Origin of the sequence: Rhizobium esperanzae (genome assembly GCF_014197615.1) — a bacterium.
Classification (GTDB): domain Bacteria; phylum Pseudomonadota; class Alphaproteobacteria; order Rhizobiales; family Rhizobiaceae; genus Rhizobium; species Rhizobium esperanzae_A.
This window is the reverse complement of the sequence record NZ_JACIFY010000006.1, coordinates 239,217-264,270: the sequence shown is the minus strand read 5'-3', so window position 1 is coordinate 264,270 and position 25,054 is coordinate 239,217. Positions and strand designations below refer to the sequence as shown.

The following is a 25,054-nucleotide window of genomic DNA, read 5'->3' as shown; positions in this document are numbered from 1 at the left end:
GGACCGGCGCCGCCGGGAGGTCAAGCGGCGCCGGATAGGGTTTTTATTCCGGGCAGACTTTGACGCGGTAGGGGTTACCCCAATCGTCGTGCCGCCATTCGAGGTGGCAATAGGACGGCCGGTAGTAGGTCCGGTAGACGGGATAGGGGCGATAAACCGGGTAGGCCGGATAGACCGGGTAGGCGGGGCGGGCTGCCTCGGACAGCAGGGCGCCGCCGACGACGCCGGCGGCAAGGCCGCCCCAGAAGGCATCGCGGGGATGAGCATCGGCGGTGGTGGCGGTGGCGAGCGAGGTGCCGGCAAGGGTCAGCGCGATCAGGCCCGTCGCCATGGTCTTATGAAAAACGGACATATGCTATTTCCTTATCTAGACTGGCTTCCAAAAAGCCGTGTTCAGACTCCGCCCGGATCGCGGCGGCGCGATGGCCGCGCAAGCGCCTCCCGCATTAAATTTTCGTCATGATTTCAACAGATAGCGGCGTGCCGCGCATGCGGGGCAGCCTGTCATGGCGGTGTTTTTTCAGTTCCGTGCAAACCCGGGCTGCCAATGAGCGCATCTTCTGCTTGATAAGCCGGCCCGTAAAATTTCCCTGCTGAAATTTATGGTTAAAACCTTATTAAAAGCCTTGGCCTTATAGTCTTTGTAGTTGATATTTCACTCATTGCGGGAGCGACCATTTCTTGAAATCAGCCGGGGACATTCTGGAATTGGCTTGCCGCCGGATCGCCGATCTGGACACCCCGGCCTATGTCAAGAACAGCGAACTGCGCTATGTCGCGGTCAACGAGGCCTATGCGGATTTCCTGGGCTGCGAGATTTCCGATTTCATCGGCCGGCGCAGCCGCGAGCTGTTCGACCGTCCCGAAGAAGAGGAACGCGAAGACAAGGAGCGCCGGGCGCTGGTGTTCGGCACCGAGGAAAACGCCATCTGCTTCGATGCCGCAGGCCTCGGCCATGAGCGCATCCAGATCGAAAGCTTTTCGCCGTCGCCGGAGCGGATCTATGTGCTCGGCATCTTCGAGGCCCGCGAGCAGCGCCGCGCGGGTACCAATAGGGAGACCGCGGACAGCTCTCGGACTGTAAACGATTCCGGAGTTGCCGCCGATTTCGCCCAGGTGCGCGCGGCGCTGGAAAAGCTCGATCATCCGATCGGCATCTTTGCCGATGACGGCCGGCCGCTGGTCGTCAATGCCGCCTATCGCGATGGTGGAAGAGCTGCGCCCGCCGGCGATTCGGCCTGGGGTGAGAGCGTCAACGAACTCGACGTTCTGCGCACCGTCATGGAGGACCTGCCGGTAGCGGTCTTCGTGCGCGACGACAGGCATCGCCTGGTCTACGCCAACAAATATTATGACACTTTCAGCGGCCATAGCCGCTCCGAAGTCCTGGGACTGACCGAATATGAAATGTTCGGGCCGGAAGGTGGTGAAGCGATCTACCAGGAAAACCTGCTGGCGTTGAAACACGGCACCTCGGTGGAGATCGAGAGCGAAATGCCGAGCAAGAGCGGCCATGTCTATCCCGTCATCTCGCGCGTCAACCGCGTCATGACGACGGACGGGCGAACCTATGTCGTCGGCTCCTTTTCCGATATTTCGGCGCTCAAGGAGCGCGAGAAGGCGCTGATTGAATCGCGCAGGCAGGAAGAAATACTGCATCGGGACATCGAGAGCATTCTTCGTTCGTTGCCGGTCGGCGTGCTGATCCTCGATAACGATCACCGGATTCTCTACGTCAACGACGAATTCTACAGTATCTGGGATCTGCCGCTCGACGATCCCTTCGACGGCCGCCCCTTCATCGACGTCATCCGCCGCAATCTGGAACTCGGACGCTACGACGGCAAGCAGACGCCCGAGGAGATCTACGCCTTCCGCAAGCATCTGTTCGAGGCCGAAGTGCCCGAGCCGATCGAGCTCGGTTGGGCAGGCGGCAAATCCGTCATCTTCGACAGCCGCCGCATCTCCCAGGACCGTATCCTGCTCACCTATGCCGACATCTCGGCAGTGCGCGAGCGGGAAAAGGAAATTCACGAGACCCGCGCAGCACTCGAGCGGGTCGGCGAGATGATGCGCGATGCGACGCATGCGATGTCGCAGGGTCTTGCCATCGTCCAGGACGGCATCATCAAAATGTCCAACGGGGCGATGGCCGATATCCTGCAGATTCCGCCTGCCTATATCGAAGCCGGGCAGGGCTGGCTCGGCATGTTCGAATTCTGCGCGGCCCGCGGCGATTTCCACGATGCGGCGGACGAGATCCTGCAGGAGTGGCGCACCAAGATTGCGGCGAGGCAGCCGATTTCCACGGTCTTCCATGTCGGCGGCGAGCGCTGGGTGAACATGGATGCGACGGTCAGCACCGGGCAGCATTGGGTGGCGCTCTTCACCGACGTCACCGAACTCAAGGGGCGCGAGGAAGAGCTGCGACATCTCTTGTCGCGCGCGGAAGCCGCCGACCGCGCCAAATCCGAATTCCTCGCCAATATGAGCCACGAGATCCGTACGCCGATGAATGGTGTGCTCGGGATGGCGGAGCTGCTTGCCAAGACCAATCTAGATACGCGGCAGAAGACGTTCGTCGACATCATCGTCAAGTCGGGCAATGCGCTGCTGACTATAATCAACGACATCCTCGACTTTTCGAAGATCGATGCCGGGCAGATGAAATTGCGCAAAGCCGCCTTCGATATCACCGAAGCGGTGGAGGATGTGGCGACGCTGCTCTCCTCGCACGCCGCCGAGAAGAATATCGAACTGCTGGTGCGCGCAGCACCGGATCTGCCGGCCGCCGTGATCGGCGATGCCGGGCGCTTCCGCCAGATCGTCACCAATCTCGTCGGCAATGCGGTCAAGTTCACCGAACGCGGCCATGTCTTCGTGGATGTCGGCTTCCAGGCGGCCGGGGGCGGCGAGATCATGGCGAGCATTCGCATCGAGGATACCGGCATCGGCATCCCCAGTGAAAAGCTCGAATCGGTCTTCGACAAATTTTCGCAGGTCGACGCCTCCTCGACCCGGCGGCATGAGGGAACGGGCCTCGGGCTCGCGATCACCGCCGGGCTCGTTGATCTTTTCGGCGGCTATCTCAATGTCGAGAGCGAATGGGGCAAGGGTTCGGTCTTCACCGTCAACCTGCCGTTTGCGGTGGCCGCCGCCCGCCTCGAGCCGAAGCCGCTGCCGATCAATGTGCAGGGCGCGCGCATCCTCGTCGTCGACGATAACGAAGTGAACCGGCGCATCCTCACCGAGCAGCTTTCGCTCTGGGGGTTCGACGGTGTTGCCGCCGAGGGCGGCGGTACCGGTCTTGCGATCCTGGAGGCGGCGACCGATCTCGGCGTCACCGTCGATGCCGTCGTGCTCGACTATCATATGCCCGATATGAACGGCGCCGATGTCGCGCGCCGGCTGCGCGCCGATCGCCGCTTTGCCGAGCTGCCGATCATTTTTCTGACATCGATGGATATCTCGGGGACGGAAAAGGAATTCGCGGCGCTGAACGGCCAGGCGCATCTGATGAAACCGGCGCGCGCCAACGTGCTGCGCAATACCGTCGTCGAAGTGGTGCGCGCCAGCCGCGTCAAGCAGGCCTCCGAAGCCGAGGTCGCCCGGCTGCAGGCCGAAGCGGCGATGCCTGTCCCGGCGCCTGCGCCGTTGCCGCAGCCGCGGGCGGCCGAATTCGTCGATGTGCTGGTCGCCGAGGACAACGAGGTCAACCAAATCGTCTTCACGCAGATCCTGCAGGCAACGGGTCTTTCCTTCCTCGTCGTCGACAATGGCGAGCAGGCGGTCGCCGCCTGGGAGCGGCATACGCCGCGCATCATCATGATGGACGTGTCGATGCCGGTCATGAACGGCCATCAGGCAACCCAGACGATCCGCGAACGCGAAAAGGGGCAGGGGCACCGCGTGCCGATCATCGGCGTCACCGCCCATGCGCTCGAAAGCGATCGTGAGGCCTGCCTCGACGCCGGCATGGACGACTACATGTCGAAGCCGATCAGCCCGGAATTGCTGGAAGAGAAGATCCGGCAATGGCTCGGCAAGGACGAGTTGCAGCCGGGGCGCACCGGCTACTGATCTTTGTGCTTGCCGGGAAATGCTTTTGTGCCGCAGAGCATCTCACGTTTGCCGGCAAAACCCTGGCGGCGCTCGACGGCAAATCCGGCGGCGATGAGGTTGCGGCGCACGAAGCCGGCCGCGGCGTAAGTTGCGAAGGTGCCGCCCGGGACAGTCTTTTCGGCGACCTGCCGCATCAGTTCCTCCGACCACATGTCGCTGTTGCGCGAGGGGGCGAAACCGTCGAGATACCAGGCGTCGAAGCCGGGTTTTGCCGCGGTGACGCCTTCGAGCGCCCGTCCGCAGACGACGCTGAGCCTCGTCTGGCCGTCGAGATCGAGCGAGACGGTGTGGGCAGGCGTTTGCGGCCAGGACGCCGTCAACGCCCGGCGCTCGGCGTCGATCGCCGGCCAGTGCGAGAGCGCCCGGTCGATTTCTTCGCCGCGCATCGGGTGGAGTTCGAAGGAGATGAAATGCAGGTGCTGGCCGGCCAGGCGGTGCAGCTTCCATTGCCACCAGGTCTCGGCGAAGTTCAGGCCGGTGCCGAAGCCGAGTTCGCCGATGACGAACTCCCGCCGGCCGTTCCATCGCTCAGGCAGGCCGTTGCCGGCGAGGAAGACGTGGCCGCATTCCAGCCGCCCATCGGTCTGGCAATAAAAATGATCGCCAAAGGTGGTGGAATAAGGCATATCGCCGTCGCGCCATTCGAGTGGCTGCGGCGCGCCCGCGCCAATCTGATCGGGGTTCACGTCTGTCATGGGAAAAGCCGATAATCCTCAGCCGGCGTCCGGTCAATCTTCTTGCGATTTACTGATCGTCGGCGGCGGCATCATGGGTCTCTGGGCAGCCGTCCATGCCGAGCGCCGCGGCATCGATATTCTCATTGCCGACGTCGGCCGATTGGGTGAAGGTGCAAGCGGCGGTCTGCTCGGCGCGCTGATGCCGCATATGCCGGACCGGTGGTCCGAGAAGAAGCAGTTCCAATTCGACGCGCTGGTCTCACTCGAAGCCGAAATTGCCGTGCTTGAAGCGGCGACCGGGCTTTCGGCCGGTTATCGCCGTTCGGGACGGCTGATTCCGCTGCCCAAGCCGCATCTCCACAAAATCGCCCGCGGCCATAGCGAGGACGCCGAACGCCATTGGCGGGCTGGCGAGCGTCGCTTCCACTGGCATGTGCTCGACGATCCCGGTGTAGACGGCTGGATCGGGGCCTCTGCCGGCGAGAGCGGCTTCGTGCACGACACGCTTGCCGGCCGCGTTGCGCCGCGCTCGCTGATCGCGGTGCTCACCGCCTTGCTGCGGCGGGCGAAACATGTGCGCATCCTGGAGCACGCAGCGGTCGCCGGCCTCGATCCCGATCGCGGCATTGCCGAGATCAACGGCGAAAACATTGGTTTCAATCATTGTATCGTGGCCGCCGGCCATCAGTCCTTTCCGCTGCTGCAGGGGCTGACGCCCGGATTGAAACAGCCGCTTGGCCAGCCGGTGAAGGGACAGGCTGCGCTGTTGAAAGCCGATATCGACCCGGCGCTGCCGACGATCTTTCTCGATGGGCTCTATGTCGTCGCGCATGAGGGCGGGCATGTGGCGATCGGCAGCACCAGCGAGAACCGTTTCGACGATCCGGCTTCGACCGATGCCCAGCTCGACGCGCTGATCGCGGCGGCGCGCGGCATCGTGCCAATCCTGCGCGACGCGCCGGTAGTCGAACGCTGGGCGGGGCTTCGCCCGAAGGCGATCGACCGCGATCCGATGATCGGCCGCCATCCCAACCATCCCAGGCTGATCGCGCTCACCGGCGGTTTCAAAGTCAGCTTCGGGCTCGCACATCGGCTGGCGGAGGCGGCGGTTTGTATCGCAGGCGATGTAGATTGCGGATTTTCGCTGCCGGAAAGTTTTACGATTTCAAGCCATATCGCCGTCGCTTCACGTTAAACGTGAATTTTCCGGTGCCTCGTTTCGTTATTTTGTCATGCAAATCACCTATCTGCTTGCGCATCGATAGCGCCGGATCCGAAGGGCGCCCAATTCCTTGATGGAGGAAATTGCATGCGCTATGCCATTTGCTTCACGCCCCCGGCGAGCGATCCGCTGTCGCTCGTGGCCGCCAATTGGCTTGGCCGAAACGTGTTTTCCGGCGATGTGACGGAGCCTCCGGCCGTTCGCGGCCTCGGTATCCACGAGATCGCCTTCCATACGGCCGTGCCGCGGCGCTATGGTTTTCACGGTGTTTTGAAGGCGCCGTTCCACCTGTCTGCCGACATGTCGGAATCGCAACTCTTGCGCGATCTGATGCGTTTCTCCGGAACGGTGCTTCCCTTCCGGATTCCGCGTCTCGAAGTCGCCCGGCTCGGCAATTTCTACAGTCTGCTGCCGAACATACCCTGCGAACAGATCCAGTATCTCGCCTCGGCGATCGTGCAGGAATTCGATCGTTTTCGCGCGCCGCTCAGCGAAGCCGATATCGAGCGCAGCGACCCGGACGGGTTGTCGGCGGCGCAGTTCGCCAATCTGCATCGCTGGGGCAATCCTTATGTGATGGACGAGTTCCGTTTCCATATGCCGGTGACAGGTTCCATCAACGCGATCGACATGCCGCGCATCGAGCCGGCGCTGCGGACGATCTTCGAGCCCGTGCTGAGAGAGCCGGTTATGGTTTCGAATGTGGCGCTGATGATCGAGGAGGGCACCGGCGGCCCCTTCCGCGTCCATTCGCTGCATCCGATGGGCAAGGTCAGCGCGCGCAAGATCGCCTGACCAAGCGGACGCGCTAAGGATTTGTTCCATAACGGGAAAATGCCGCCACGCAGTTTCCGTCTCGACATTCCGGCTGCGGATGATACCGTTCCCCGTCTTTTCAGAAGGTGATTTGATGGTATCCGAGACCTATCCGCGCAATCTCGTCGGCTATGGGCGCCAGACGCCCGATCCGAAGTGGCCAGGCGAGGCACGCATCGCCGTGCAGTTCGTCATCAATTACGAGGAAGGCGGCGAAAGCTGCATTCTCGAAGGCGACCCCGCCTCCGAAAACCTGCTGTCGGAGATCGTCGGCGCGGCCGCCTGGCCCGGGCAGCGCAATCTCAACATGGAATCGATCTACGAATATGGTTCGCGCGCCGGTTTCTGGCGGCTCTGGCGGATGTTCACCGGTCTCAAGGTGCAGGCGACCGTCTATGGCGTAACGCTGGCGATGGCCCGCAACCCGGAGGCCGTTGCCGCGATGAAAGAGGCCGGCTGGGAGATTGCCAGCCATGGCTACCGCTGGCTTGAATACAAGGATTTTCCCGAGGATCTGGAGCGCAAGCATATTCTCGAAGCCGTGCGCCTGCACACCGAACTCACCGGCGAGCGGCCCTACGGCATGTATCAGGGCAAACCATCAGACAACACGCTGCGGCTGGTGCAGGAGGAGGGCGGCTTCCTCTACTCCTCCGATTCCTATGCCGACGACCTGCCTTTCTGGGTGAAGGGCGTCGATGACAAGCCTTTCCTGATCATTCCCTATACGCTCGAAACCAACGACATGCGTTTTGCAACGCCCCAGGGTTTCAACACCGGCGACCAGTTCTTCACCTATTTGAAGGATGCCTTCGATACGCTCTATGAGGAAGGCAAGGACGGTAGCCCGAAGATGATGTCGATCGGCCTGCATTGCCGCCTCGTCGGACGTCCCGGCCGGGCGGCGGCGCTGAAGCGCTTCATCGAATATGTGCTGAAGCACGACAAGGTCTGGATCCCGCGCCGCATCGAGATCGCCGAGCATTGGCACAAGCATCATCAGCCGGACGCGCTCTGATGCAGTCGCGCCAGGATTTCGTTTCCCGCTTCGGCGGCGTCTTCGAACATTCGCCTTTCATCGCCGAGCGGGCCTATGACGCCGGCGGCGTTAAGGAGCCGCTGACGGCATCGGGTGTGCATGCGGCGCTTGCCGCTATCTTTCGCGCGGCCAGTCGCGAGGAACGGCTCGGTGTGCTCTGCGCCCATCCCGACCTTGCCGGACGCCTCGCGATATCGGGCGATCTCACGGAGGACAGTCGCAAGGAGCAGGCCGGCGCCGGTCTCGACCGCCTGAACCCGGCCGAACATGCCCGCTTCACCGAACTCAATTCGGCCTATGTCGAGAAATTCGGCTTTCCGTTCATCATCGCCGTCAAGGGGCTCGGCAAGGAGGACATCCTTGCCGCCTTCGAAACGCGGATATCCAACAGCCGAGACGAAGAATTCGCGACCGCCGCGGCGCAGGTCGAACGGATCGCGCTGCTGCGCCTGACATCGATGCTGCCGGAGGCCGAATGAAAGAGCGGCGCGCAATCGACTATCTCAATGAGATGTACGAGGCGGCATCCGAAGCACTGTCTTTCGTCGGTGGCATGGATGGGGCGGCCTTCGTCGGAGACAAGCTGACTTTCAAGGCGGTTGCCTTCTGTCATTTCACCATCGGTGCGGCGGCGTCGCGCCTGCTGGTGGCGCATCCGGAATTTGCGACGGAGCATCCCGAGTTGCCGTGGACGAAAATCTGCGGCACGGGTAACCGTATCCTCGATGACGTCTTCGATCTCGATCCCGTCGACGTCTGGGAGGAGACGTATCGCACGCTGCCGGAGCTTCTTTCCGGGATCGATGCCGTCCGTAATTGGCATGCCCAAGGCGAGTGAAACCATTGCCCGAATTTCTCGACATTCGTCCGCTCACCCGATCCAGCTTCGCTCCCTTCGGCGAGGTGATCGAAGCCGATCCGGCCTCGATGCGGCTCATCAATGGCGGCACGACGGAGCGTTTTCATGCGCTCGCCGCCGCGGAAGCAACAGGCGAGGGGGCGCGCGTCATCATCAATCTCTTCCGCGGCCAGCCGCGCAGCTTTCCCTATGCGATCGACATGATGGAGCGCCACCCCTTCGGCAGCCAGAGCTTCTCGCCGATTTCGGGCCGTCCTTTCCTCGTCGTCGTCTCCGAGGACGAGAATGGACGCCCCGGCCGGCCGCAGGTGTTTCTCGCACGCGGGGATCAGGGCGTGAACTACCGCCGCAATGTCTGGCATCATCCGCTGATGGCGCTTGGCCAGGCCTCCGATTTCCTGGTCGTCGACCGCGACGGGCCTGGTCATAATCTGGAGGAATTCTTCTTCGAGACCTCCTTCATCATCAAAGAGCCAGCCCTATGACCGGACTGACCACGCATGTTCTCGACACCGCCCTCGGCAAGCCGGCCGCTGGCCTGAGGATCGATCTTTTCCGGCTCGACGGCGAAATCCGTATGCACCTGACGACGGTCGAGACCAATGACGATGGCCGGGTCGACGGCGGCCCGATCCTCAGCGGCGAAAATTTCCACGTCGGAACCTACGAACTCGTCTTCCACGCCGGCGATTATCTCAGGCGCAACGGCACGCCGCTGCCGCATCCGGCCTTCCTCGATCTCGTGCCGATCCGCTTCGGCATCGCCGATGTCACGGCTCACTATCACGTGCCGCTGCTGCTTTCGCCCTACGGTTATTCCACCTATCGAGGAAGTTAGGGATGCGTTTTGCCGCGATCGCCGACATTCACGGCAACCATCTGGCACTCGAAGCGGTGCTTGCGGATATTCGCGCCGAGGGCATCGAGGAGATCGTCAATCTCGGCGATTTCTTCAGCGGGCCGCTGGAGGCCGGCCGGACCGCCGAGATGCTGATGCCGCTTGGGCTGACCTCGGTTCGCGGCAATCACGACCGTTATCTGATCGAGCAGGATCCGACGGCCATGCATGCCTCGGACGCTGCCGCCTATCGGCAATTGACGCCTTCCCATCTCGATTGGATCCGCGGCCTGCCGTTCGATGCCGTCTATCGCGGCGAGGCCTATCTCTGCCATGCGACTCCGAAGGACGACAATCTCTACTGGCTGGAATCCGTCTCGCCGGAGGGCATCGTCTCCCTGAAGCCGATCGAAGCGATCGAGGCGCTGGCGGACGGCATCGACCTGCCGCTGATTCTGTGCGGCCACAGCCATGTGCCCCGCGCCGTCCGCCTTTCCGATGGCCGGCTGATCGTCAATCCCGGCAGTGTCGGCTGCCCCGCCTATGACGATGTCCTGCCTTATTACCACAAGGTCGAAGCCGGCCATCCGCTGGCCGGCTATGCCATTCTGGAAAAGACGGCTGCGGGATGGACATGGCAGTTCCGGAACGTCGCCTATAACAATATGGCGATGTCGGCACTGGCCGTCGAAAGGGGGCGTGCCGACTGGGCGAGCGCACTGGCAGCAGGTTGGCTAAAATAGCCCGGGCCTGCCCGCGCTGCGATCACTCCTTCTTCGGTGCCGGCGGGATGATGGTCTGTGCCGGGCTTGCTGCCGGCTTTGCCGGAGGTGCAGCGGGTATTGCCGGCTTGGCCGGAGCCGCGGCCGGCTTTGCCGGTTTGGCGCTATCGAGATTTCCCAGGAGCGCCGAGATCGCGTTGTCGCCGTCAAAACCCGCTTCTCTCAATAGCTTGTCGAGGATCGGTTTGTTGGCCTGGTAGGCGAGCAACTGGCCAGCCAGGCCTTCGCCCATGCCGATGCCGCCTTCGCCGTTCGCGCCGCCGCGGCCGAGCATGCCGCCGGTGTCGAAGATCCGAATATCGGAGATCTTTTCGATCGGTTTGACGGCCTCGGCGAGGGCTTCGGGAATGATGCGGATACGCTCGCGGGTGATCTCGAATTCGATGATGGTTTGGCTCAGCTTGTTGCGGGCCTCGTTGAGCAGGGCCTCGCTTTCAGCCTGAGCCCGGCCGGTTTCGAGGATGCCTTTGGCCTTGATGATCGCCGCATCGGCTTCGGCGGTGGCGAGCGTCTTGATGGCTTCGGCCTGGTCGATCGCGGCCTGTTTCTCGGCCTCGGCGCCGACGGTGACGGCAGTCGCTTCGGTTTCGGCCTTCTTGCGTGCGTCGATCACGGCAATCTGCTTTTCGCGCTCGGCGATTTCGATCGCCTTGGCGGTGCCGACCTTTTCTTCTGCTGCGATTGCCCGGGCGCGGGCCATTTCGGCGGTCGCCTTCGCTTCGGATTCCTCGCGGCTCTTATTGGCGACGGCGATGGCGCTTTCCTGGGCGACGATCTGCAGGTCACGCTTGGCTTCGGTGTCGCGCTGCTGGACGGCGCGGGCGGCATCGATGTTGGCGCTTTCGCGGGCCTGCTTGGCGGCCGCCTCACGTTCGGCGATCGCCTGTTCGGAGGCGATGCGGGCTTCCTCCTCGGCGCGTTTGGCAGCCTGCTCCTGCTGGGCGGTTTCGGCGCGCGTCGCCGCGGATTTGTTGGCGATGTCGCGTTCCTGGCTGAGTTCGGCTTCCCGCTTGGTCCGCTCGATGGTCAGCGATTGCTGGCGGGCTTCCAGATCCTTCTGGGCGATGGCGACTTCGGTATCGCGGACGATCTCGTTTCGCTCTTTCTTGCGGCCTTCGGTGATGCGGGTCAGGGCGGCCAGACCCTGTGCATCGAAGAAGTTGTTGGCGTTGAAATGCTTGATGTCGGTCTGGTCGAGGCGGGTCAGCGATACGGATTCGAGTTCGAGACCGTTCGACTGGAGATCGGCACCGACGGCTTCCTGCACGGCCTTGACGAAGTCCATGCGCTGTTCCTGCAGCGCGTCGAGGTTCATGGTCGCGGCCACCGAGCGAAGGCCGTCGACGAATTTCGCCTCGATCAGGATGCGAAGCGCCTCGGCGTCGTTGGTGCGGCTGCCGAGCGTCTGGGCGGCCAGCGCGATCGAGGAGGCGTCCGGTTTCACGCGCACATAGAATTCGGCGCCGATATCGACGCGCATGCGGTCCTTGGTGATCAGCGCGTCGCCTTCGCCGCGGCGAACCTCGAGGCGCAGCGTCTTCAGATTGACCCTGGCGATCGAGTGGAAGATCGGCAGGACGACGGAACCGCCGTCGAGCACGACCTTCTGGCCGCCGAGGCCGGTGCGCACATAGGCCTCATCGCGGCTGGAGCGCGTATAGAGAGAGGCGAGAACAAAACCGATGCCGAAAATGAGGACGATGCCAATCCCGGCTGGTAGAATAATGTCATACATCATGGCTGCTCCCTGAAAGATTGATTGTCCGCTGCGGCGGGGTCCGCCAGCGCGGGAATGGCGATAAATACATCTGCCGTGCGATCGACGAGGAGAACCTCGGTGCCGACCTTGAGAGGTTCCTGATCTCTGGCGGCCTTGGCTCTCAGCACGTGCCAGTTTCCGTGCTGGTCCTTGACGCGGACGCGCCCCGGCAGCCCCTGATCGAGCGGGCCGAGCGATACTTCGGCGGTCCGGCCGATCAACGTGTCGAGATCGACGGCATAGGTCTCGTCGTGCGGCACGAGCCGCGCCACCGTTCTGCTCGACGCCCTGACCATGGGGACGGCGACCAGGATGGCGGGAATGGCGGCGACGGTGGCGGGAAGCGGCGCCCAGAAGGCGTTGGCGACGGCCTGTATGGCAAAGCCCGTCATGGCGAAGAAGCCGAGCGCCAGCATGATGAGGATGAGCAGGGGAACGCCGCCGACATTGAGCCAGGACAGATAGCCCGAAAACCCGTCATGGCCATGGAAATCCGGCTTTCCCAGAAATTCCATGATCGAAAAACCCATGACGGTCGCAAGCATTTCGATTGCTGTCAGGCCTGCGAGCACGGCGGCGGCGATGGCGAAAGGAGCACATTCGGGGGCGAAGAGAAGTGCCATCGGCGTTACCGGTTATCCGCCTTGAAGCGCGCGAGGCGCGCCTCGATCGCCTGTTCGCGGTGCAGCCGATCGAGTTCGTCCAGTTCGGAACTATTGGTATGTTCGCCTGATGGAACACCGGTCAGCCGCGACACCGCCGCCGCAGCCCGGGCAGCATCGGCGCCCGGCGCGGGGCGGCTGTGACCGGGTGCGGCGTCCTCTGGATGCCTGGCGATGCTGCGCTTGAAATCGGCAAGGCGGGCGTCGGCCTCGCGGCGGGTGGCGAGCACGGCCTGCAGGGCTTTCTGGCCTTCGTCCAGCTGTTGCCTGGCATCGGCCAGCGCCTTGTCGAGCGCGGCAATCTGGGATTCGAGATCGATCTGGCGGGCGACGCCGGCCTTTGCCAGATCATCGCGCCCTGAGGAGACGGCGAGGCGGATCTTTCCGTCGAGCGCGTTCATGTCTGCGACAATCTCGTCCCTGCGGCTCTGGATGCGATATTCCTCGGCGCGCGCCTTGCCGAGATCGGTGCGGGCCTCATCAGCCGCGGCGTCGATCTCGCGGATCGCCTGTTCGATCACGGCGATCTTGTTGACGCCTTCCGCCTTGTCGACTGCTGCATTGGCGATACCCGCGATCAGGCGGCCCATGCGGGAAAGAATGCCTTCATTCGTCATGTTTTCCTCCATCCGAGCGGAATTCGGCGTGACGCCGATGTGAATCTCGTAATGATTGTGTCCAACAAGATAGGCCGGAAAAATACTCTCCCATCCCTTGGAATAACCCCCGATATCGAAGGGCACGGCTACACGTCCGTGTACCGTGGCGATCGTCAGATCCGCGGGGCCTTTGATGGCGAAGAGCTTGTCGTCGAGCGGCAGTTGCGGCGGATCGGCGATCACGCCGCGATTGGCGGCGAAATCGCGAAGGCCGAGTGTGACCAGCCGCGCCGGCAGGCCCGTCTGTTCGCGCACGGTTTCATAGGCAAGCTCATGCAGGACGACGAGATTGGCGCCCGCCTTGTCGTGAATGAGCTCGCCCAGGATGTCGAGCATTCTGCGATAGGCGGCGATCGTGTCATCAAGCGCCTGGCGAGCATGATCATCCGGCGCCAGCACGTAGCGCAACTGCGATGGATGCTGTGTCTTGCTCGCGTTTGCCATGAGTAAAACATAAAGCACCGCTTTTGTGCTTTCAAGGAGAGAGGCAAAAAACAGGCTTGGAAGAAGCGCTTGCTAAGCAACTCGTAAGAAGAAGCGTTCAACACAGTTTCCGGAATACATTGCCGATGGAAGAACCGGCGGCCGGTCGGCGCTTCTTATCTGGCGGCTGTTTGCGCCTCACGAATACCGGCGTTGATACGGTTGATGACGGTCCATACGAGAAGCAGGGCCACCCCCGCCCAAAGCCATGAGGTCCATGCGGCAAACGTACCGCCAAAGCCGACAAAGATGCCGAGCGCGCCGAAAAGCACTGCACGGTCGCTCTTGCCCAGCGGCCCGTCGTAACGCCGGCCTGCACCGACCGTTTGGCCCAGGACGCCGGCAAATTCCGTCAGCGCCGAGAGGAATATGACGGCCATGACCGGCATCAGATCGTTCGGATCGATGAACGCAAACGGCAAATAAAGGGCGGCATCCGAGACGACGTCACCGATCTCGTTCAGATAGGCGCCCAAAATGCTCTTCTGCCCATGTTCGCGCGCGAGCATGCCGTCAATGGCATTGAGGCCCATGCGCAGGAGAAACCATACAGGCACCAGCAGGAACCAATGCGGAAGCGGGGCGACGCTCAGGAAAAGCCCGAGTGCAACCGAGACGGCGGCGGCAACTGAGGTCACCTGATTTGCGGTGACGCCACGCGCCGCAAGGGCGCGCACCAGAGGGCGAAGAATATTCTGAAACCGGGACTTCAATTGATAAACAGACATGCGACCTCAGTGGAATTTTTACGGCATTTGAACAGTCTATCCCGGCTCGGGCAGTGCGGATCGTCGTAGCTGTGGGAAAGCCCGCACTTCATATCGGCTCCCCCAAAGGACTTATCATTTGCAGCTAGACTTTTGCAATGAAAGCAACTCACTGTTGCCGCCAATGGATGCAACCTATCCACCGATCAGAATTGGAGAAGACCGTGCTGCAGACTACCGATAGCGAGCAACCGTCCTCGACGACCAGACCCGTGCATGAATCCGAATTCGCATCGCATGACGGCACTCGACTGTTTTATCGGACGTGGCCTGTGATCGGTGCTTCGCCGAAGGGCGCAATCATTCTTCTCCATCGTGGCCACGAGCACAGCGGCCGCGTCGCCCATCTCGCCACCGAACTCGGCCTCGATGATTTTGCCTTCTACGCCTGGGACGCACGCGGCCACGGGCGTTCGCCTGGAGAGCGCGGCTATTCGCCATCCTTTGCGGCCTCGGCGCATGACCTCGATTGCTTTGTCCGCCATGTCAGCGAGACAAGCGGTACTCCAGTCGAAGACATCGCCGTCATTGCACAGAGCGTCGGCGCGGTACTGGCCAGCACCTGGGTGCACGACTATGCACCGCCGATCCGAGCGCTCGTGCTGGCCTCGCCGGCCTTCAGCGTCAAGCTCTACGTGCCGTTTGCCAGGGAAGGCATTGCGCTGTGGGAAAAGTTCAAGGGAACGTTCTTCGTCAATTCCTATGTCAAGGCGAGGTTCTTGACGCATGATCCCGAGCGCATCGCCTCTTTTGAAACCGATCCATTGATCACCCGACCAATTGCCTCCAACATTCTGTTGCAGCTCTATGAGGCGGCAGACCGCGTCGTCGGCGACGCCCGCGCCATCACCGTGCCGACCCAGCTGCTGATCTCCGGCAGCGACTGGGTGGTGCGGCACGCGCCGCAGCACCGGTTTTACGAAAACCTTGGCAGCCGCATCAAGGAACGGCATGTGCTTGCCGGCTTCTACCATGACACGCTTGGCGAAAAGGATCGCGCGATTGCGCTCGCCGAGATCCGCCGTTTTATCGATGCGCGTTTCGCCGAGCCCCGGGCGCCTGCCGACCTCAGCACCGCCCATATCCAGGGCTATACCAAGGACGAGGCCGACCGGCTTGCGAGCCCGCTGGATGCCACATCCCCACGCGGCATCTACTGGGCGCTCAGCCGTCTCAACATCAGGCTCGGCGCGCTGGTGTCCGAAGGCATAAGGACCGGGGTTAAGACCGGTTTCGATTCCGGCTCGACGCTGGATTACGTTTACGAGAACAAGCCGCGCGGGCTCGGTCCCGGCGGGCGGTTGATCGACAAGGTGTTCCTCGAGGCGATCGGCTGGCGCGGCATCAGGCAGCGCAAGCTGCATTTGCAGGAGCTGATCGACCGCGCGCTGCAGCGCCTGAAAGCCGCCGGCCGCAGTACCCATATGCTCGACATCGCGGCCGGGCATGGCCGTTATGTCCTCGATGCGATCGAAACGGCTGCCGTGCGTCCCGCTAGCGCGCGCTTGCAGGATTATTCCCCTATCAATGTCGACGCCGGCCGCGCCAGCATTGCCGCGCGTGGACTGGGTGATTTCGTCAGTTTCCGCCAGCAGGATGCCTTTGACGGCAAGGGGCTGGCTGAAATCACGCCGGCTCCGGATCTGGCGATCGTCTCCGGCCTTTACGAGCTGTTTTCCGACAATGCGATGATCGCCGCTTCGCTCGACGGGATCGCCCGCGCGATGCAGCCCGGTGGTCTGCTCGTCTACACCAACCAGCCATGGCATCCGCAGTTGGAGATGATCGCCCGCGCGCTCACCTCCCATCGCGGCGGCCAGGCGTGGGTGATGCGGCGGCGCACGCAAGAAGAAATGGACCAACTGGTTGCCGCAGCAGGTTTCCGCAAGATCGAGCAGCGCATCGACCAGTGGGGCATTTTCACCGTCTCGCTGGCCGAGAAAGTCTGAGGGCAAAGCCTTGGGGCAGGCACATTCTCCTCTTTCCCAGACAGCGCCGGTCCTGAAGCGGGCCGCACTCTGGCTCGCCTTCCTGGCGCCGTTCTTCTATCTGAGTTATGGCGGCGCCAACTGGCTGGCCTCGCAACGCGCTCATGTGCCGAACATCGCCTTCGCATGGGAAAGCGCCATTCCGTTCTGGGGATGGACGATCATCCCCTATTGGTCGATCAATCTGTTCTACGGGCTCTGCCTGTTCATCAACACGGCGCCGCGCGATGTCGATAGGCTCGCGAGGCGTTATCTGACGATCCAGTTGATCGCGGTCGCCTGCTTTATCGCGTTTCCGCTGGAAGCAACCTTCGTGCGGCCGGCAACGAGCGGCCTGCCCGGTTTCATGTTCGCTGTCCTCGGCGGCTTCGATAAGCCGTTCAACCAGGCGCCGTCGCTGCATATCGCGCTGCTGGTGGTGATCTGGGACCATCTGCGCGGCCGGTTGCCGCGGAGGATGCGACTTCTCTGGCATTTCTGGTGCTTCCTGATCGGCGCCTCCGTGTTGACGACGTGGCAGCATCACGTCATGGACATACCGACCGGTATGCTGCTCGGCCTGTTTGCCGCATGGCTTTTTCCGCGCGATGCCGGTTCTCCTCTTGCGAATTTTGCTTTGAGCGGCGATCCGAAGTCGCGCCGTCTCGGTATCTATTATCTGTGCGGTGCCCTCGCATTTCTCGGCCTTGCAGCGCTCTGCGCTCCTCTATCGGCGGCAGCGCTGCTGTTGCTCTGGCCGGCTGTTGGGCTGGCGATTATCGCGCTTGGATATTTCGGCGCCGGTCCGCAGATCTTCCAGAAACGCGTCGATGGCCGGGTCACGCTTGCCAGCCGCTGGCTGCTGGCACCCTACCGGCTCGGCGCTCACATCAACATTCGGTTCTGGACCCGGACAATGCCGGCATCGGTGGCGATTGCCGATGGCGTCCATCTCGGCCGTTTTCCGCATCCCCATGAAGCTGACCGTTTTGCCACGGTGATCGACATGACCGGCGAGCTTCAGCGCCCAAGCGGAACGTCAACCCGCTGGTGCAGCTTTCCGACCCTTGACCTTATCGCCCTCGACAAGATCCAGACTCTTGCCGCGGCGAACCTCATCGAGGCTGCGCGCCAGCAGGGACCGGTTCTCGTCTGCTGTGCGTTGGGCTTCCAGCGCAGCGCCTGCGTCATCGTGCGTTGGCTGCTCGTCAGCCGGCGTTGCGAAGATCCCGCGGAAGCCGTGCGGCTGATAGCACGGGCGGGACGGCGTGTTCATCTGCCCGCGCAAAGCATCCACGCCGTGACGGAGGGCCTGTAATGACGCAGTGTAGTAGCACGGCCTCGGCGGCGGCACGGAATCTCGGCCGCAATTCAATCGTCTGCGGGCTGACGGCGCTGTTGCCACTGATCGCGGGGGGATATCGAGGCGTCGCTCCATCGCTCGGCTGGCTCTTGATGGTCGTTTTCTGCCTCATCGTCCTTGCGCTGGCGGTCCATCTCCTCTTCGATGCGCTGCTGTTTCGCCTCGCGTCGAGCTACGAGACGGAGGCCGCCGGTCTTGCGGCCATCGACGACCTGCTGTCCAGGATGCAGCTTCGCAAGCCTGACGGGGCACTGCGTGGCCTCGAGCGGCGGATTGCCGGATCGCGCCGCATCGTCTGGCGGCAGCGTTTGGCGGTCGCCGCCTGTCTCGTGATTTTTGCGATCCTTCTGTTCACTGCGGGCGACGGCCAGCCTCTGTGCTGATACGCATGCGGCTGCGTATATCGCAGATCCTGCCGACGCCATCGGCGCGTCCAACCCTTGCCGACTTCTCTCAGGCGCGCCCTGATATGATCGAGGCGTTAACGTCCTTGATGTCGCGCTTGCCGCAGAGCGCCATGGTGATGTCCATCTCCTTGCGGATGATGTCGAGCGCCAGCGTGACGCCTTCCTTGCCCATGGCGCCGAGCCCATAGAGGAAAGGGCGGCCGATATAGGTGCCCTTGGCGCCGAGCGCCACGGCCTTCAACACGTCCTGGCCGGAGCGGATGCCGCCGTCGAGGTGGATTTCGATGCGGTCGCCGACGGCGTCGACGATTGAAGGCAGCATGCTGATCGAGGAGGGGGCTCCGTCAAGCTGGCGGCCGCCATGATTAGAGACGACGATCGCATCGGCGCCAGTGTCGGCGGCGGCCCTCGCATCCTCCGGATCGAGGATACCCTTGATGATCAGCGGTCCGCCCATTGTTCCTTGATCCAGGCGACATCGGCCAGGAGAGCCGCGGGTCGAACTGCGCGTGCGTCCATGCGGCGAGCGAGGTGATATTGGAGACATTTTTGGCGTGGCCGATGATATTGCCGAAGGTGCGGCGCTTGGTTTGCAGCATATCCAGGCACCAGAAGGGCCGGGTCGCCATCTGCCAGAGATGTTTCGGCGTGAATCTCGGCGGCGCCGACAGGCCGTTGCGCAGGTCCTTGTGGCGCTGGCCGAGGATCTGCAGATCGGCCGTCAGCACCAGCGCCGAGCATCTGGCGGCCTTGGCGCGGTTGATCAGCCCGAGGACGAAATCCTTGTCCCGCATCACATAGAGCTGGAACCAGAAGGGGCGCGTCGTCACCGAGGCGACGTCCTCGATCGAGCAGATGCTCATCGTCGAAAGCGTGAAGGGAACGCCGAATTCTTCCGCCGCGCGCGCCGCCAGCATCTCTCCATCGGCATGCTGCATACCGGTCATGCCGGTCGGCGCGAGCGCCACGGGCATGGACACTTTCTGGCCGATCATCGTTGTTTCCAGCGTGCGGTCGGTCATGTCCGCCAGCACGCGCTGGCGCAGCTTGATTCCGCTGAAATCGCTCTCATTCGCCCGATAGGTGGATTCCGTCCAGGCGCCCGAATCCGCATAGTCGAAGAACATCTTCGGGACACGGCGCTGCGCGAGCTTTTTCAGATCGGCGATGGTGAGCGGAGTGGCCATGAATTGAACCTTCACATCTGAATGCGGCTACCGGCCATAACATGAACTCCAAAAGGAGCGTTATGGGAAACTAGCCGCGTCGGACGGCTTTCACGTTCCGCTCCGGCTGCGGCCAAGATCGTCAAAGCCTTGCTTTCAAAGCAATACCGGCCACATAGGTCTCCGCGACCGCCCGATCATCGCCCATCGTTTGCAGCAGGAAGAGTTCCTCTGGTAACGTCTTGACCACTTCCATCTTCAGCGCCATGGCCGGGGTGGCCGCAGCATCGAGGACGACGAGGTCGGCTTCCGTGCCGGGTTCCAGCGTGCCGATCCGGTCCGAAAGCGATAGCGCCTCGGCATTGCCGCGGGTCATCAGATAATAGCTTTCCAGCGGGTTCAGCCGCTCGCCGAGCAACTGCTGGATCTTATAGGCCTCGTCCATCGTTCGCAGCATCGAATAGCTGGAGCCGCCGCCGATATCGGTCGCCACTCCGATGCGGACCGGCTTTTCGCGACGCGCCAGCGCCTTCAATGGGAACAGGCCGGAGCCGAGGAAGAGGTTCGAGGTCGGGCAGTGGACGGCGACGGAGCCCGTCTCGCTCATGGCATCGGCTTCACGTTCGGACAGGTGGATGGCATGGCCGAAGAGGCTTTTGGGCCCGAGCAGGCCGTAGCGGGCATAGATGTCGGTATAGTCGATCGCGTCGGGATAGAGCTCGCAGGTGAATTTGATCTCGTCGTGGTTTTCCGAAAGATGCGTCTGGATGTGCAGGTCGGGAAATTCGCGGGCGAGCGCTGCAGTCGCTTCCATCTGCGCCGGCGTCGAGGTGATGGCGAAGCGCGGGGTGATGGCGACGTGATTGCGGCCCTTGCCGTGCCAATCCGCTATCACCTGGCGGGTCTCGTCGTAACCCATCTCGGGCGTGTCGAGCAGACCCTGCGGGGCGTTGCGGTCCATCATCACCTTGCCGCCGACCATGCGCATGTTGCGCTTCATCGCCTCGGCGAAAAAGGCGTCGGCCGAGGTCTTGTGCACGGAGCAATAGGCGACCGCCGTCGTCGTGCCGTGGCGGATCAGTTCGTCGTAGAATTGCGTGGCGATCCTTTCAGCATGTGCGCTTTCGACGAAACGGCATTCCTCGGGAAAAGTATAGGTGTTCAGCCATTCGAGCAGGTTGGCGGCATAGGAGGCGATCACCTGCATCTGCGGAAAATGCAGATGCATGTCGATGAAGCCGGGCATGATCAGATGCGGGCGGTGGTCGATCTCGGCCGTGCCTTCGGCGGCTTTCGCCTTGACGTCGGCATAGGAGCCGACTGCTGCGATCAGCCCGTCCTCCATCAGCAGGCCGCCATCCTCCTCGTAGAGATAACTCTGGCTGTCGGCGAGACTCAGCGGCGCGCGATGGAAAGAGAGAAGGCGGCCGCGGAGAAGTGTTATCGTCATTGTTTCTTGCCTTCGACTGCGCTTTCGAACCAGGCGACGAGCAGCCTGCGTTCGTCCGGCGTAATATCGGTCACGTTGCCGGGCGGCATGGCATGGCTGCGGCCCGCCTGTATATAGATTTCTCGGGCATGGGCGGCGATTTCCGCGTCGTTTTCAAGCATAACGCCCTTGGGCGGCCGCACGATGCCTTCATAGGCGGGCTCGGCCGCATGGCACATGGAACAGCGCGTCGAGACCAGTTGCTTGACGGCGGGAAAATGCGGATCGCCGGCGAATTGCTGGAAGGCGGGGGCGACCGTCGCCGCATCGGTTTCGCCGGTCAACTGCTTCGGCACGGTCGAAAGCCACATGATCAGGATGAAGAGGATGACGGTGACGATCCAGGTCCAGGTCGGCCGGCCTTTCCTCGCATGGGTGGTGTTGAACCAATGGCGGATGGTGACGCCCATCAGGAAGACGAGCGCGGCGATCACCCAGTTGAACTCAGTTCCGAACGAGAGCGGATAATGGTTCGACAGCATAAAGAAGATGACGGGCAGCGTCAGATAGTTGTTGTGCAGCGAACGCTGCTTGGCGATCTGCCCGTATTTGGGATCGGGCGTGCGGCCGGCGATCAGATCGGCAACGACGATCTTCTGGTTAGGGATGATGATCATGAAGACGTTGGCCGACATGATCGTCGCAGTGAAGGCGCCGAGATGCAGGAAGGCGGCGCGGCCGGTGAAAAGCTGCGTATAGCCCCAAGCCATGAAGACGAGCACGACGTAGAGCACCGCCATCAGCCCCCAGGTGTTGCGCCCAAGCGGCGATTTGCAGAGCAGGTCGTAGACGATCCAGCCGAAGGCGAGCGATGCCAGCGAGATCAGGATGGCGACGGGCGGGCTGATATCGAGCACATGCCGGTCGATCAGGAAGAGGTCGGCGCCACCGTAATAGACGATGCAGAGCATCAGAAAACCTGAGATCCAGGTGAAATAGCTCTCGTATTTGAACCAGGTCAGATGTTCCGGCATCTGCGCCGGCGCCACCAGGTATTTCTGGATATGATAGAAGCCGCCGCCATGGACCTGCCATTCCTCGCCATAGGCGCCGGGCGGCAGATGCGGGCGTTTGACCAGTCCGAGATCGAGCGCGATGAAATAGAAGGACGATCCGATCCAGGCGATCGCGGTAACGACATGGAACCAGCGCGCCGCGAAGGCGAGCCATTCCCATGCTATGGCGTATTCATACATCGAGTTCCCCTTGTCTTCCTCCGACTCGTGACATTGCGGAAATTTTTGCGGGGAGGGAAGAGGAGATTGAGTTTGGCCAAAGCTGTCGATCGTGGCCGGACCGCCGATCTGTTGTTGCGTGCCTAAAAGCTGCCGAGAAGGCTGTGCATTATCCCCGGCTTATACTCGATCTGCTAATTCAGTGGATCTTGAAACTACGATGCCTCGATTACAGTTATGTTGCAGGCCGCCGGAATAAATAAGAACAATTAGATCGTCGGCGGCGCATTCATCGACGGAGAAGATGCCATGCGCAGTATTCTGACGTGTGTGATGATTGCGTATGCGTCGCTGGCCACGGCTCACGACGCACCCACGGGGTGGAGTTACGACCCCTATTGTTGCAATGGCGACAGTCATAACGGCGATTGCCAGATGATCCCTTCGAAAAGCGTGGCGGTGACGCCGGGTGGATATCGTGTAACCTTGCTGCCGGGCGACCACCGGCTGGTCACGCATGCCCATGTCTTCCTGCTGCCGATGACGAAGGCGATGCAATCGGGCGACAACGACTACCATCTCTGTCTGTTCCCGAACGAGGATACGCCGCGCTGTTTCTATGCGCCGGAGATGGGATATTGATGTCTGAGCACGGAAAGGCCCGGTCTGCGCGCCGGGCCTGATGCCCGCGGCTTTAATGCCCGGCCGCTTTCATCTCTTCGAGGATCCAGTTGCGGAAGGCCTTGATCTTCGGCACGTTGCGGCGATTTTCAGGATAGACGAGCCAATAGGCCTTGCCGTCGCTGCGGGTCAGCTCGAAGGGTTGATAGAGCCGGCCGAGTGCGATTTCGCCCGCATAGAAAGCGGGGTTGAGGATGGCGACGCCGTGGCCGGCCATCGCCGCATCGGCTTCCACAGCCTGGGAGCCGAGCTGGTTGCGCGGGCGCCGGTCGAGATCCGTTTCCGTGACCCCGGCTGCCTCGAACCATTGTTTCCACCAGATGTCGCCGGCATCGAAGAGATCGAACTTCAGGAGATCGCGCGGTTCCCTGATTCCGCCTGCCGATTCTGCCAGCTTCGGGCTCAGCATCGGCGTGAATTCCAGGCCCATCAGCCGGTGCAGCACCAGCCCAGGCCAGTTACCGTCGCCCCAGCGGATGCCGACGTCGATCTGTTCGCGGGTAAAATCGATGATGTCTGCGGTTGCCTGGAAGCGCACCGCGATCGCCGGATGCTTCAGGTGGAAGGAGCCGAGACGCGGCGCCAGCCATTTCGAGGCGAAGGTGTGGGTCGAACTGATGGCGAGCGTGCCTTCGACACTGTCGCGCGCCGTCGCCATCGCGTCGTGCAGCATGGCGAAGGCTTCCGTCACCTTCGGCGCCAGCCGTTCGCCGGTCTCCGTCAGCACGATCTGGCGGGGGCGGCGCAGGAAGAGCGGCTCGCCGACATTCTCCTCCAGGAGCTTGATCTGGTAGCTGACGGCCGTCTGCGTCATGCCGAGCTCGTCGCCCGCCTTGGTGAAACTGCCGAGCCGGGCGGCGGCCTCGAAGACGCGCAACGCATTCAGCGGGAATTGTTTCGACAGTTTCATGGATAAGTTCTCTTGATGCAGGCAGACGGTCGTTCGATTGGAATTGCAGCATTTTTGGCGGCAGACTGCAACTCATACCATCAAACGAATGAGGTGATGTCATGGATTGCCATGTTGCCGAAGAGGACCGACTGCCACGGAGCGGCGGCGTTTTCCCGCGTCTTGCCGCCCGGCTGGCCGACACTATCAACCGTTTCTGCCGTCTGCCCCGGCTCGATCTCAATGCCATGCCGGATCGCGTCAAACGCGATCTCGGTTTTCTCGACGGACGCGATCCCTATTACGAGGACGAGCGCATGCGGTAGGCGGAAAGCGCCGTCAGGATCTCGGCGGCGGTCATGGCGGCGATCACTTCGGGGCGTTTGTCCCTGACCGCCGAGCCGCCGATCGGCAGCGTCAGCCGTTCCATCCAACCGCGCTCTCCGCCGCCTTCACGGGAAAGCCAGCTTGCGAAGGTGGCGCGCTTGGTCGCCGAGCCGATCATGCCGGTATAGGCAAGGTCGCTTCTCCCAAGCGCTTCGCGGGCGATGAGAAAGTCAAGCGCATGGTCATGTGTCAGGATGACGATCGCGCCGCCGGCGGGGATATCCTTCACCAAAGCTTCCGGCATCGGCACGAGCCGGGTCTTGGTTTTATCCGGCAGATTGGCGAGTTCTTCCTGGCGAGTTTCGACGACTGTTACCGACAGCGGCAAAGGCGCAAGGGCTGCGGCCAGCGCCCGGCCGACATGACCGGCGCCGAAGAGCAGCACCTCGGGCAGATGCTCGATTTCGCCGGCGAGCCTTGCTTCAAGCTCCTCTTTCAGCGCGTGCGTCAATCGGCGAAACCTGAGCTGCGTGCGCCCGCCGCAGCATTGGCCGATCTCGGGGCCGAGCGGGATGTCCATATCCGTCACACCGCCGACGCCCATGAGCATGTCGCGTGCATTGGCGATCGCCATGAACTCGAATTGCCCGCCGCCGATCGTGCCCCAGAGCGCGGTTTGCGAGACCAGCATGAAAGTCCCGGCCTCGCGCGGGGTGGAGCCTTGCGTGCCGGTGATGTCGACGAGGATGGTTTCCGGGTGGACAGCGAGGAAGGTGGGGAGGTCAGTCATCACCGATGGACCTCGCGACCTTGGGAGTATGCCGCGAAGCCCCCCTCATCCGACCCTTCGGGCCACCTTCTCCCCGCTGGGGAGAAGAGGGAGATCGCCGCTGCGCCGTTGATTC

General features: G+C 62.3%; 24 protein-coding genes and 1 pseudogene. 14 read left to right on the top strand and 11 right to left on the bottom strand.

Translation table 11 applies throughout. The features are described from left to right. Positions 1 to 43: 43 nt before the first annotated feature. The gene (locus tag GGD57_RS11110) at positions 44 to 352 is read right to left on the bottom strand and encodes a hypothetical protein (protein ID WP_184469626.1); all 309 of its coding nucleotides are present in this window, start codon (positions 350 to 352) and stop codon (positions 44 to 46) included. Positions 353 to 681: 329 nt separating this feature from the next. Here GGD57_RS11110 and GGD57_RS11105 point away from each other — a divergent pair, with 329 nt between their 5' ends. Then, positions 682 to 4,080, top strand: coding sequence for a response regulator (locus GGD57_RS11105; protein WP_184469625.1), 3,399 nt, complete (start codon positions 682 to 684; stop codon positions 4,078 to 4,080). Here the strand turns inward: GGD57_RS11105 and mnmD are convergent. After that, complete coding sequence (gene mnmD / locus GGD57_RS11100) at positions 4,074 to 4,817, bottom strand: tRNA (5-methylaminomethyl-2-thiouridine)(34)-methyltransferase MnmD (protein WP_184469623.1); 744 nt, start codon at positions 4,815 to 4,817, stop codon at positions 4,074 to 4,076. The genes GGD57_RS11105 and mnmD overlap by 7 nt on opposite strands. Here mnmD and GGD57_RS11095 point away from each other — a divergent pair. From GGD57_RS11095 to GGD57_RS11060, 8 genes are all read left to right on the top strand, one after another. Next, positions 4,816 to 5,994, top strand: a complete 1,179-nt coding sequence (locus GGD57_RS11095; RefSeq protein ID WP_184469621.1) for an NAD(P)/FAD-dependent oxidoreductase — start codon at positions 4,816 to 4,818, stop codon at positions 5,992 to 5,994. The genes mnmD and GGD57_RS11095 overlap by 2 nt on opposite strands. A gap of 114 nt (positions 5,995 to 6,108) precedes the next feature. Continuing rightward, a complete protein-coding gene (locus GGD57_RS11090; RefSeq protein ID WP_184469620.1) occupies positions 6,109 to 6,816 on the top strand; it encodes a DUF1045 domain-containing protein in 708 nt (235 codons plus the stop codon). Positions 6,817 to 6,931: 115 nt separating this feature from the next. Beyond that, positions 6,932 to 7,855 (top strand): allantoinase PuuE, encoded by a 924-nt coding sequence (puuE, locus tag GGD57_RS11085; RefSeq protein WP_184469618.1) that lies wholly within the window; start codon positions 6,932 to 6,934, stop codon positions 7,853 to 7,855. Continuing rightward, on the top strand, positions 7,855 to 8,355 hold the full coding sequence (gene uraD, locus GGD57_RS11080) for a 2-oxo-4-hydroxy-4-carboxy-5-ureidoimidazoline decarboxylase (protein WP_184469616.1): 501 nt from the start codon (positions 7,855 to 7,857) through the stop codon (positions 8,353 to 8,355). The genes puuE and uraD overlap by 1 nt, the downstream gene beginning before the upstream one ends. Beyond that, positions 8,352 to 8,714: a HepT-like ribonuclease domain-containing protein gene (locus GGD57_RS11075; protein WP_184469614.1), complete on the top strand. Its 363-nt coding sequence runs from the start codon at positions 8,352 to 8,354 to the stop codon at positions 8,712 to 8,714. Before uraD ends, GGD57_RS11075 begins: the two co-directional genes overlap by 4 nt. Positions 8,715 to 8,719: 5 nt before the next feature. Further along, a complete protein-coding gene (locus tag GGD57_RS11070) occupies positions 8,720 to 9,220 on the top strand; it encodes an ureidoglycolate lyase (RefSeq protein WP_184469612.1) in 501 nt (166 codons plus the stop codon). Further along, complete coding sequence (gene uraH / locus GGD57_RS11065) at positions 9,217 to 9,573, top strand: hydroxyisourate hydrolase (RefSeq protein ID WP_010066677.1); 357 nt, start codon at positions 9,217 to 9,219, stop codon at positions 9,571 to 9,573. The genes GGD57_RS11070 and uraH overlap by 4 nt, the downstream gene beginning before the upstream one ends. Positions 9,574 to 9,575: 2 nt before the next feature. Then, the gene (locus GGD57_RS11060; protein ID WP_184469610.1) at positions 9,576 to 10,316 is read left to right on the top strand and encodes a metallophosphoesterase family protein; all 741 of its coding nucleotides are present in this window, start codon (positions 9,576 to 9,578) and stop codon (positions 10,314 to 10,316) included. 22 nt (positions 10,317 to 10,338) lie between these two features. Here GGD57_RS11060 and GGD57_RS11055 read toward each other — a convergent pair whose 3' ends face one another. The 4 genes from GGD57_RS11055 to GGD57_RS11040 all read right to left on the bottom strand — a co-directional run bounded on the left by GGD57_RS11055 (position 10,339) and on the right by GGD57_RS11040 (position 14,646). Continuing rightward, positions 10,339 to 12,093, bottom strand: a complete 1,755-nt coding sequence (locus tag GGD57_RS11055; protein WP_184469609.1) for a flotillin family protein — start codon at positions 12,091 to 12,093, stop codon at positions 10,339 to 10,341. Next, positions 12,090 to 12,737: an OB-fold-containig protein gene (locus GGD57_RS11050; protein ID WP_184469607.1), complete on the bottom strand. Its 648-nt coding sequence runs from the start codon at positions 12,735 to 12,737 to the stop codon at positions 12,090 to 12,092. Before GGD57_RS11050 ends, GGD57_RS11055 begins: the two co-directional genes overlap by 4 nt. Before the next feature lie 5 nt (positions 12,738 to 12,742). Beyond that, positions 12,743 to 13,879 (bottom strand): PspA/IM30 family protein, encoded by a 1,137-nt coding sequence (locus GGD57_RS11045; RefSeq protein WP_184469605.1) that lies wholly within the window; start codon positions 13,877 to 13,879, stop codon positions 12,743 to 12,745. A gap of 155 nt (positions 13,880 to 14,034) precedes the next feature. Further along, positions 14,035 to 14,646: a CDP-alcohol phosphatidyltransferase family protein gene (locus GGD57_RS11040; RefSeq protein WP_184469603.1), complete on the bottom strand. Its 612-nt coding sequence runs from the start codon at positions 14,644 to 14,646 to the stop codon at positions 14,035 to 14,037. A gap of 203 nt (positions 14,647 to 14,849) precedes the next feature. Here GGD57_RS11040 and GGD57_RS11035 point away from each other — a divergent pair, with 203 nt between their 5' ends. The 3 genes from GGD57_RS11035 to GGD57_RS11025 are packed head-to-tail and all read left to right on the top strand — an operon-like array spanning position 14,850 to position 18,398. Continuing rightward, positions 14,850 to 16,634 (top strand): alpha/beta fold hydrolase, encoded by a 1,785-nt coding sequence (locus tag GGD57_RS11035; protein WP_184469601.1) that lies wholly within the window; start codon positions 14,850 to 14,852, stop codon positions 16,632 to 16,634. A gap of 10 nt (positions 16,635 to 16,644) precedes the next feature. After that, complete coding sequence (locus tag GGD57_RS11030) at positions 16,645 to 17,970, top strand: phosphatase PAP2/dual specificity phosphatase family protein (protein WP_184469599.1); 1,326 nt, start codon at positions 16,645 to 16,647, stop codon at positions 17,968 to 17,970. Beyond that, positions 17,970 to 18,398, top strand: a complete 429-nt coding sequence (locus tag GGD57_RS11025) for a hypothetical protein (RefSeq protein WP_184469597.1) — start codon at positions 17,970 to 17,972, stop codon at positions 18,396 to 18,398. The genes GGD57_RS11030 and GGD57_RS11025 overlap by 1 nt, the downstream gene beginning before the upstream one ends. Before the next feature lie 70 nt (positions 18,399 to 18,468). Here GGD57_RS11025 and GGD57_RS11020 read toward each other — a convergent pair. The 3 genes and pseudogenes from GGD57_RS11020 to puuD form a co-directional block, all read right to left on the bottom strand. Continuing rightward, positions 18,469 to 19,609 (bottom strand): annotated as a pseudogene (locus GGD57_RS11020) (alpha-hydroxy acid oxidase). Positions 19,610 to 19,730: 121 nt separating this feature from the next. Beyond that, positions 19,731 to 21,038, bottom strand: a complete 1,308-nt coding sequence (gene guaD, locus GGD57_RS11015) for a guanine deaminase (protein ID WP_184469594.1) — start codon at positions 21,036 to 21,038, stop codon at positions 19,731 to 19,733. Further along, entirely contained in the window at positions 21,035 to 22,273 is a 1,239-nt protein-coding gene (gene puuD, locus GGD57_RS11010; RefSeq protein WP_184469592.1) for a urate hydroxylase PuuD, read from the bottom strand. Before puuD ends, guaD begins: the two co-directional genes overlap by 4 nt. A gap of 288 nt (positions 22,274 to 22,561) precedes the next feature. Between puuD and GGD57_RS11005 the strand changes: the two genes are divergently transcribed. Further along, on the top strand, positions 22,562 to 22,894 hold the full coding sequence (locus GGD57_RS11005; RefSeq protein ID WP_085738009.1) for a hypothetical protein: 333 nt from the start codon (positions 22,562 to 22,564) through the stop codon (positions 22,892 to 22,894). A gap of 52 nt (positions 22,895 to 22,946) precedes the next feature. Here the strand turns inward: GGD57_RS11005 and GGD57_RS11000 are convergent, their stop codons facing one another. Beyond that, complete coding sequence (locus GGD57_RS11000; protein ID WP_184469590.1) at positions 22,947 to 23,843, bottom strand: LysR substrate-binding domain-containing protein; 897 nt, start codon at positions 23,841 to 23,843, stop codon at positions 22,947 to 22,949. A 101-nt stretch (positions 23,844 to 23,944) separates the two neighbouring features. On the opposite strand from GGD57_RS11000, the gene GGD57_RS10995 reads away from it, so the two are divergent. Further along, entirely contained in the window at positions 23,945 to 24,148 is a 204-nt protein-coding gene (locus tag GGD57_RS10995) for a hypothetical protein (RefSeq protein ID WP_184469588.1), read from the top strand. On the opposite strand, the gene xdhC is transcribed toward GGD57_RS10995, so the two are convergent. After that, positions 24,124 to 24,939, bottom strand: a complete 816-nt coding sequence (gene xdhC / locus GGD57_RS10990; protein WP_184469668.1) for a xanthine dehydrogenase accessory protein XdhC — start codon at positions 24,937 to 24,939, stop codon at positions 24,124 to 24,126. The genes GGD57_RS10995 and xdhC overlap by 25 nt on opposite strands. Positions 24,940 to 25,054: the final 115 nt, after the last annotated feature.

Coding starts and splice junctions, on each gene's coding strand:
- GGD57_RS11110 (WP_184469626.1), bottom strand. CDS start 352: ATGTCCGTTTTTCATAAGACCATGGCGACGGGCCTGATCGCGCTGACC.
- GGD57_RS11095 (WP_184469621.1), top strand. CDS start 4,816: ATGGGAAAAGCCGATAATCCTCAGCCGGCGTCCGGTCAATCTTCTTGC.
- mnmD (WP_184469623.1), bottom strand. CDS start 4,817: ATGACAGACGTGAACCCCGATCAGATTGGCGCGGGCGCGCCGCAGCCA.
- GGD57_RS11090 (WP_184469620.1), top strand. CDS start 6,109: ATGCGCTATGCCATTTGCTTCACGCCCCCGGCGAGCGATCCGCTGTCG.
- puuE (WP_184469618.1), top strand. CDS start 6,932: ATGGTATCCGAGACCTATCCGCGCAATCTCGTCGGCTATGGGCGCCAG.
- uraD (WP_184469616.1), top strand. CDS start 7,855: ATGCAGTCGCGCCAGGATTTCGTTTCCCGCTTCGGCGGCGTCTTCGAA.
- GGD57_RS11075 (WP_184469614.1), top strand. CDS start 8,352: ATGAAAGAGCGGCGCGCAATCGACTATCTCAATGAGATGTACGAGGCG.
- uraH (WP_010066677.1), top strand. CDS start 9,217: ATGACCGGACTGACCACGCATGTTCTCGACACCGCCCTCGGCAAGCCG.
- GGD57_RS11060 (WP_184469610.1), top strand. CDS start 9,576: ATGCGTTTTGCCGCGATCGCCGACATTCACGGCAACCATCTGGCACTC.
- GGD57_RS11055 (WP_184469609.1), bottom strand. CDS start 12,093: ATGATGTATGACATTATTCTACCAGCCGGGATTGGCATCGTCCTCATT.
- GGD57_RS11050 (WP_184469607.1), bottom strand. CDS start 12,737: ATGGCACTTCTCTTCGCCCCCGAATGTGCTCCTTTCGCCATCGCCGCC.
- GGD57_RS11045 (WP_184469605.1), bottom strand. CDS start 13,879: ATGGCAAACGCGAGCAAGACACAGCATCCATCGCAGTTGCGCTACGTG.
- GGD57_RS11040 (WP_184469603.1), bottom strand. CDS start 14,646: ATGTCTGTTTATCAATTGAAGTCCCGGTTTCAGAATATTCTTCGCCCT.
- GGD57_RS11025 (WP_184469597.1), top strand. CDS start 17,970: ATGACGCAGTGTAGTAGCACGGCCTCGGCGGCGGCACGGAATCTCGGC.
- guaD (WP_184469594.1), bottom strand. CDS start 21,038: ATGACGATAACACTTCTCCGCGGCCGCCTTCTCTCTTTCCATCGCGCG.
- puuD (WP_184469592.1), bottom strand. CDS start 22,273: ATGTATGAATACGCCATAGCATGGGAATGGCTCGCCTTCGCGGCGCGC.
- GGD57_RS11005 (WP_085738009.1), top strand. CDS start 22,562: ATGCGCAGTATTCTGACGTGTGTGATGATTGCGTATGCGTCGCTGGCC.
- GGD57_RS11000 (WP_184469590.1), bottom strand. CDS start 23,843: ATGAAACTGTCGAAACAATTCCCGCTGAATGCGTTGCGCGTCTTCGAG.
- GGD57_RS10995 (WP_184469588.1), top strand. CDS start 23,945: ATGGATTGCCATGTTGCCGAAGAGGACCGACTGCCACGGAGCGGCGGC.
- xdhC (WP_184469668.1), bottom strand. CDS start 24,939: ATGACTGACCTCCCCACCTTCCTCGCTGTCCACCCGGAAACCATCCTC.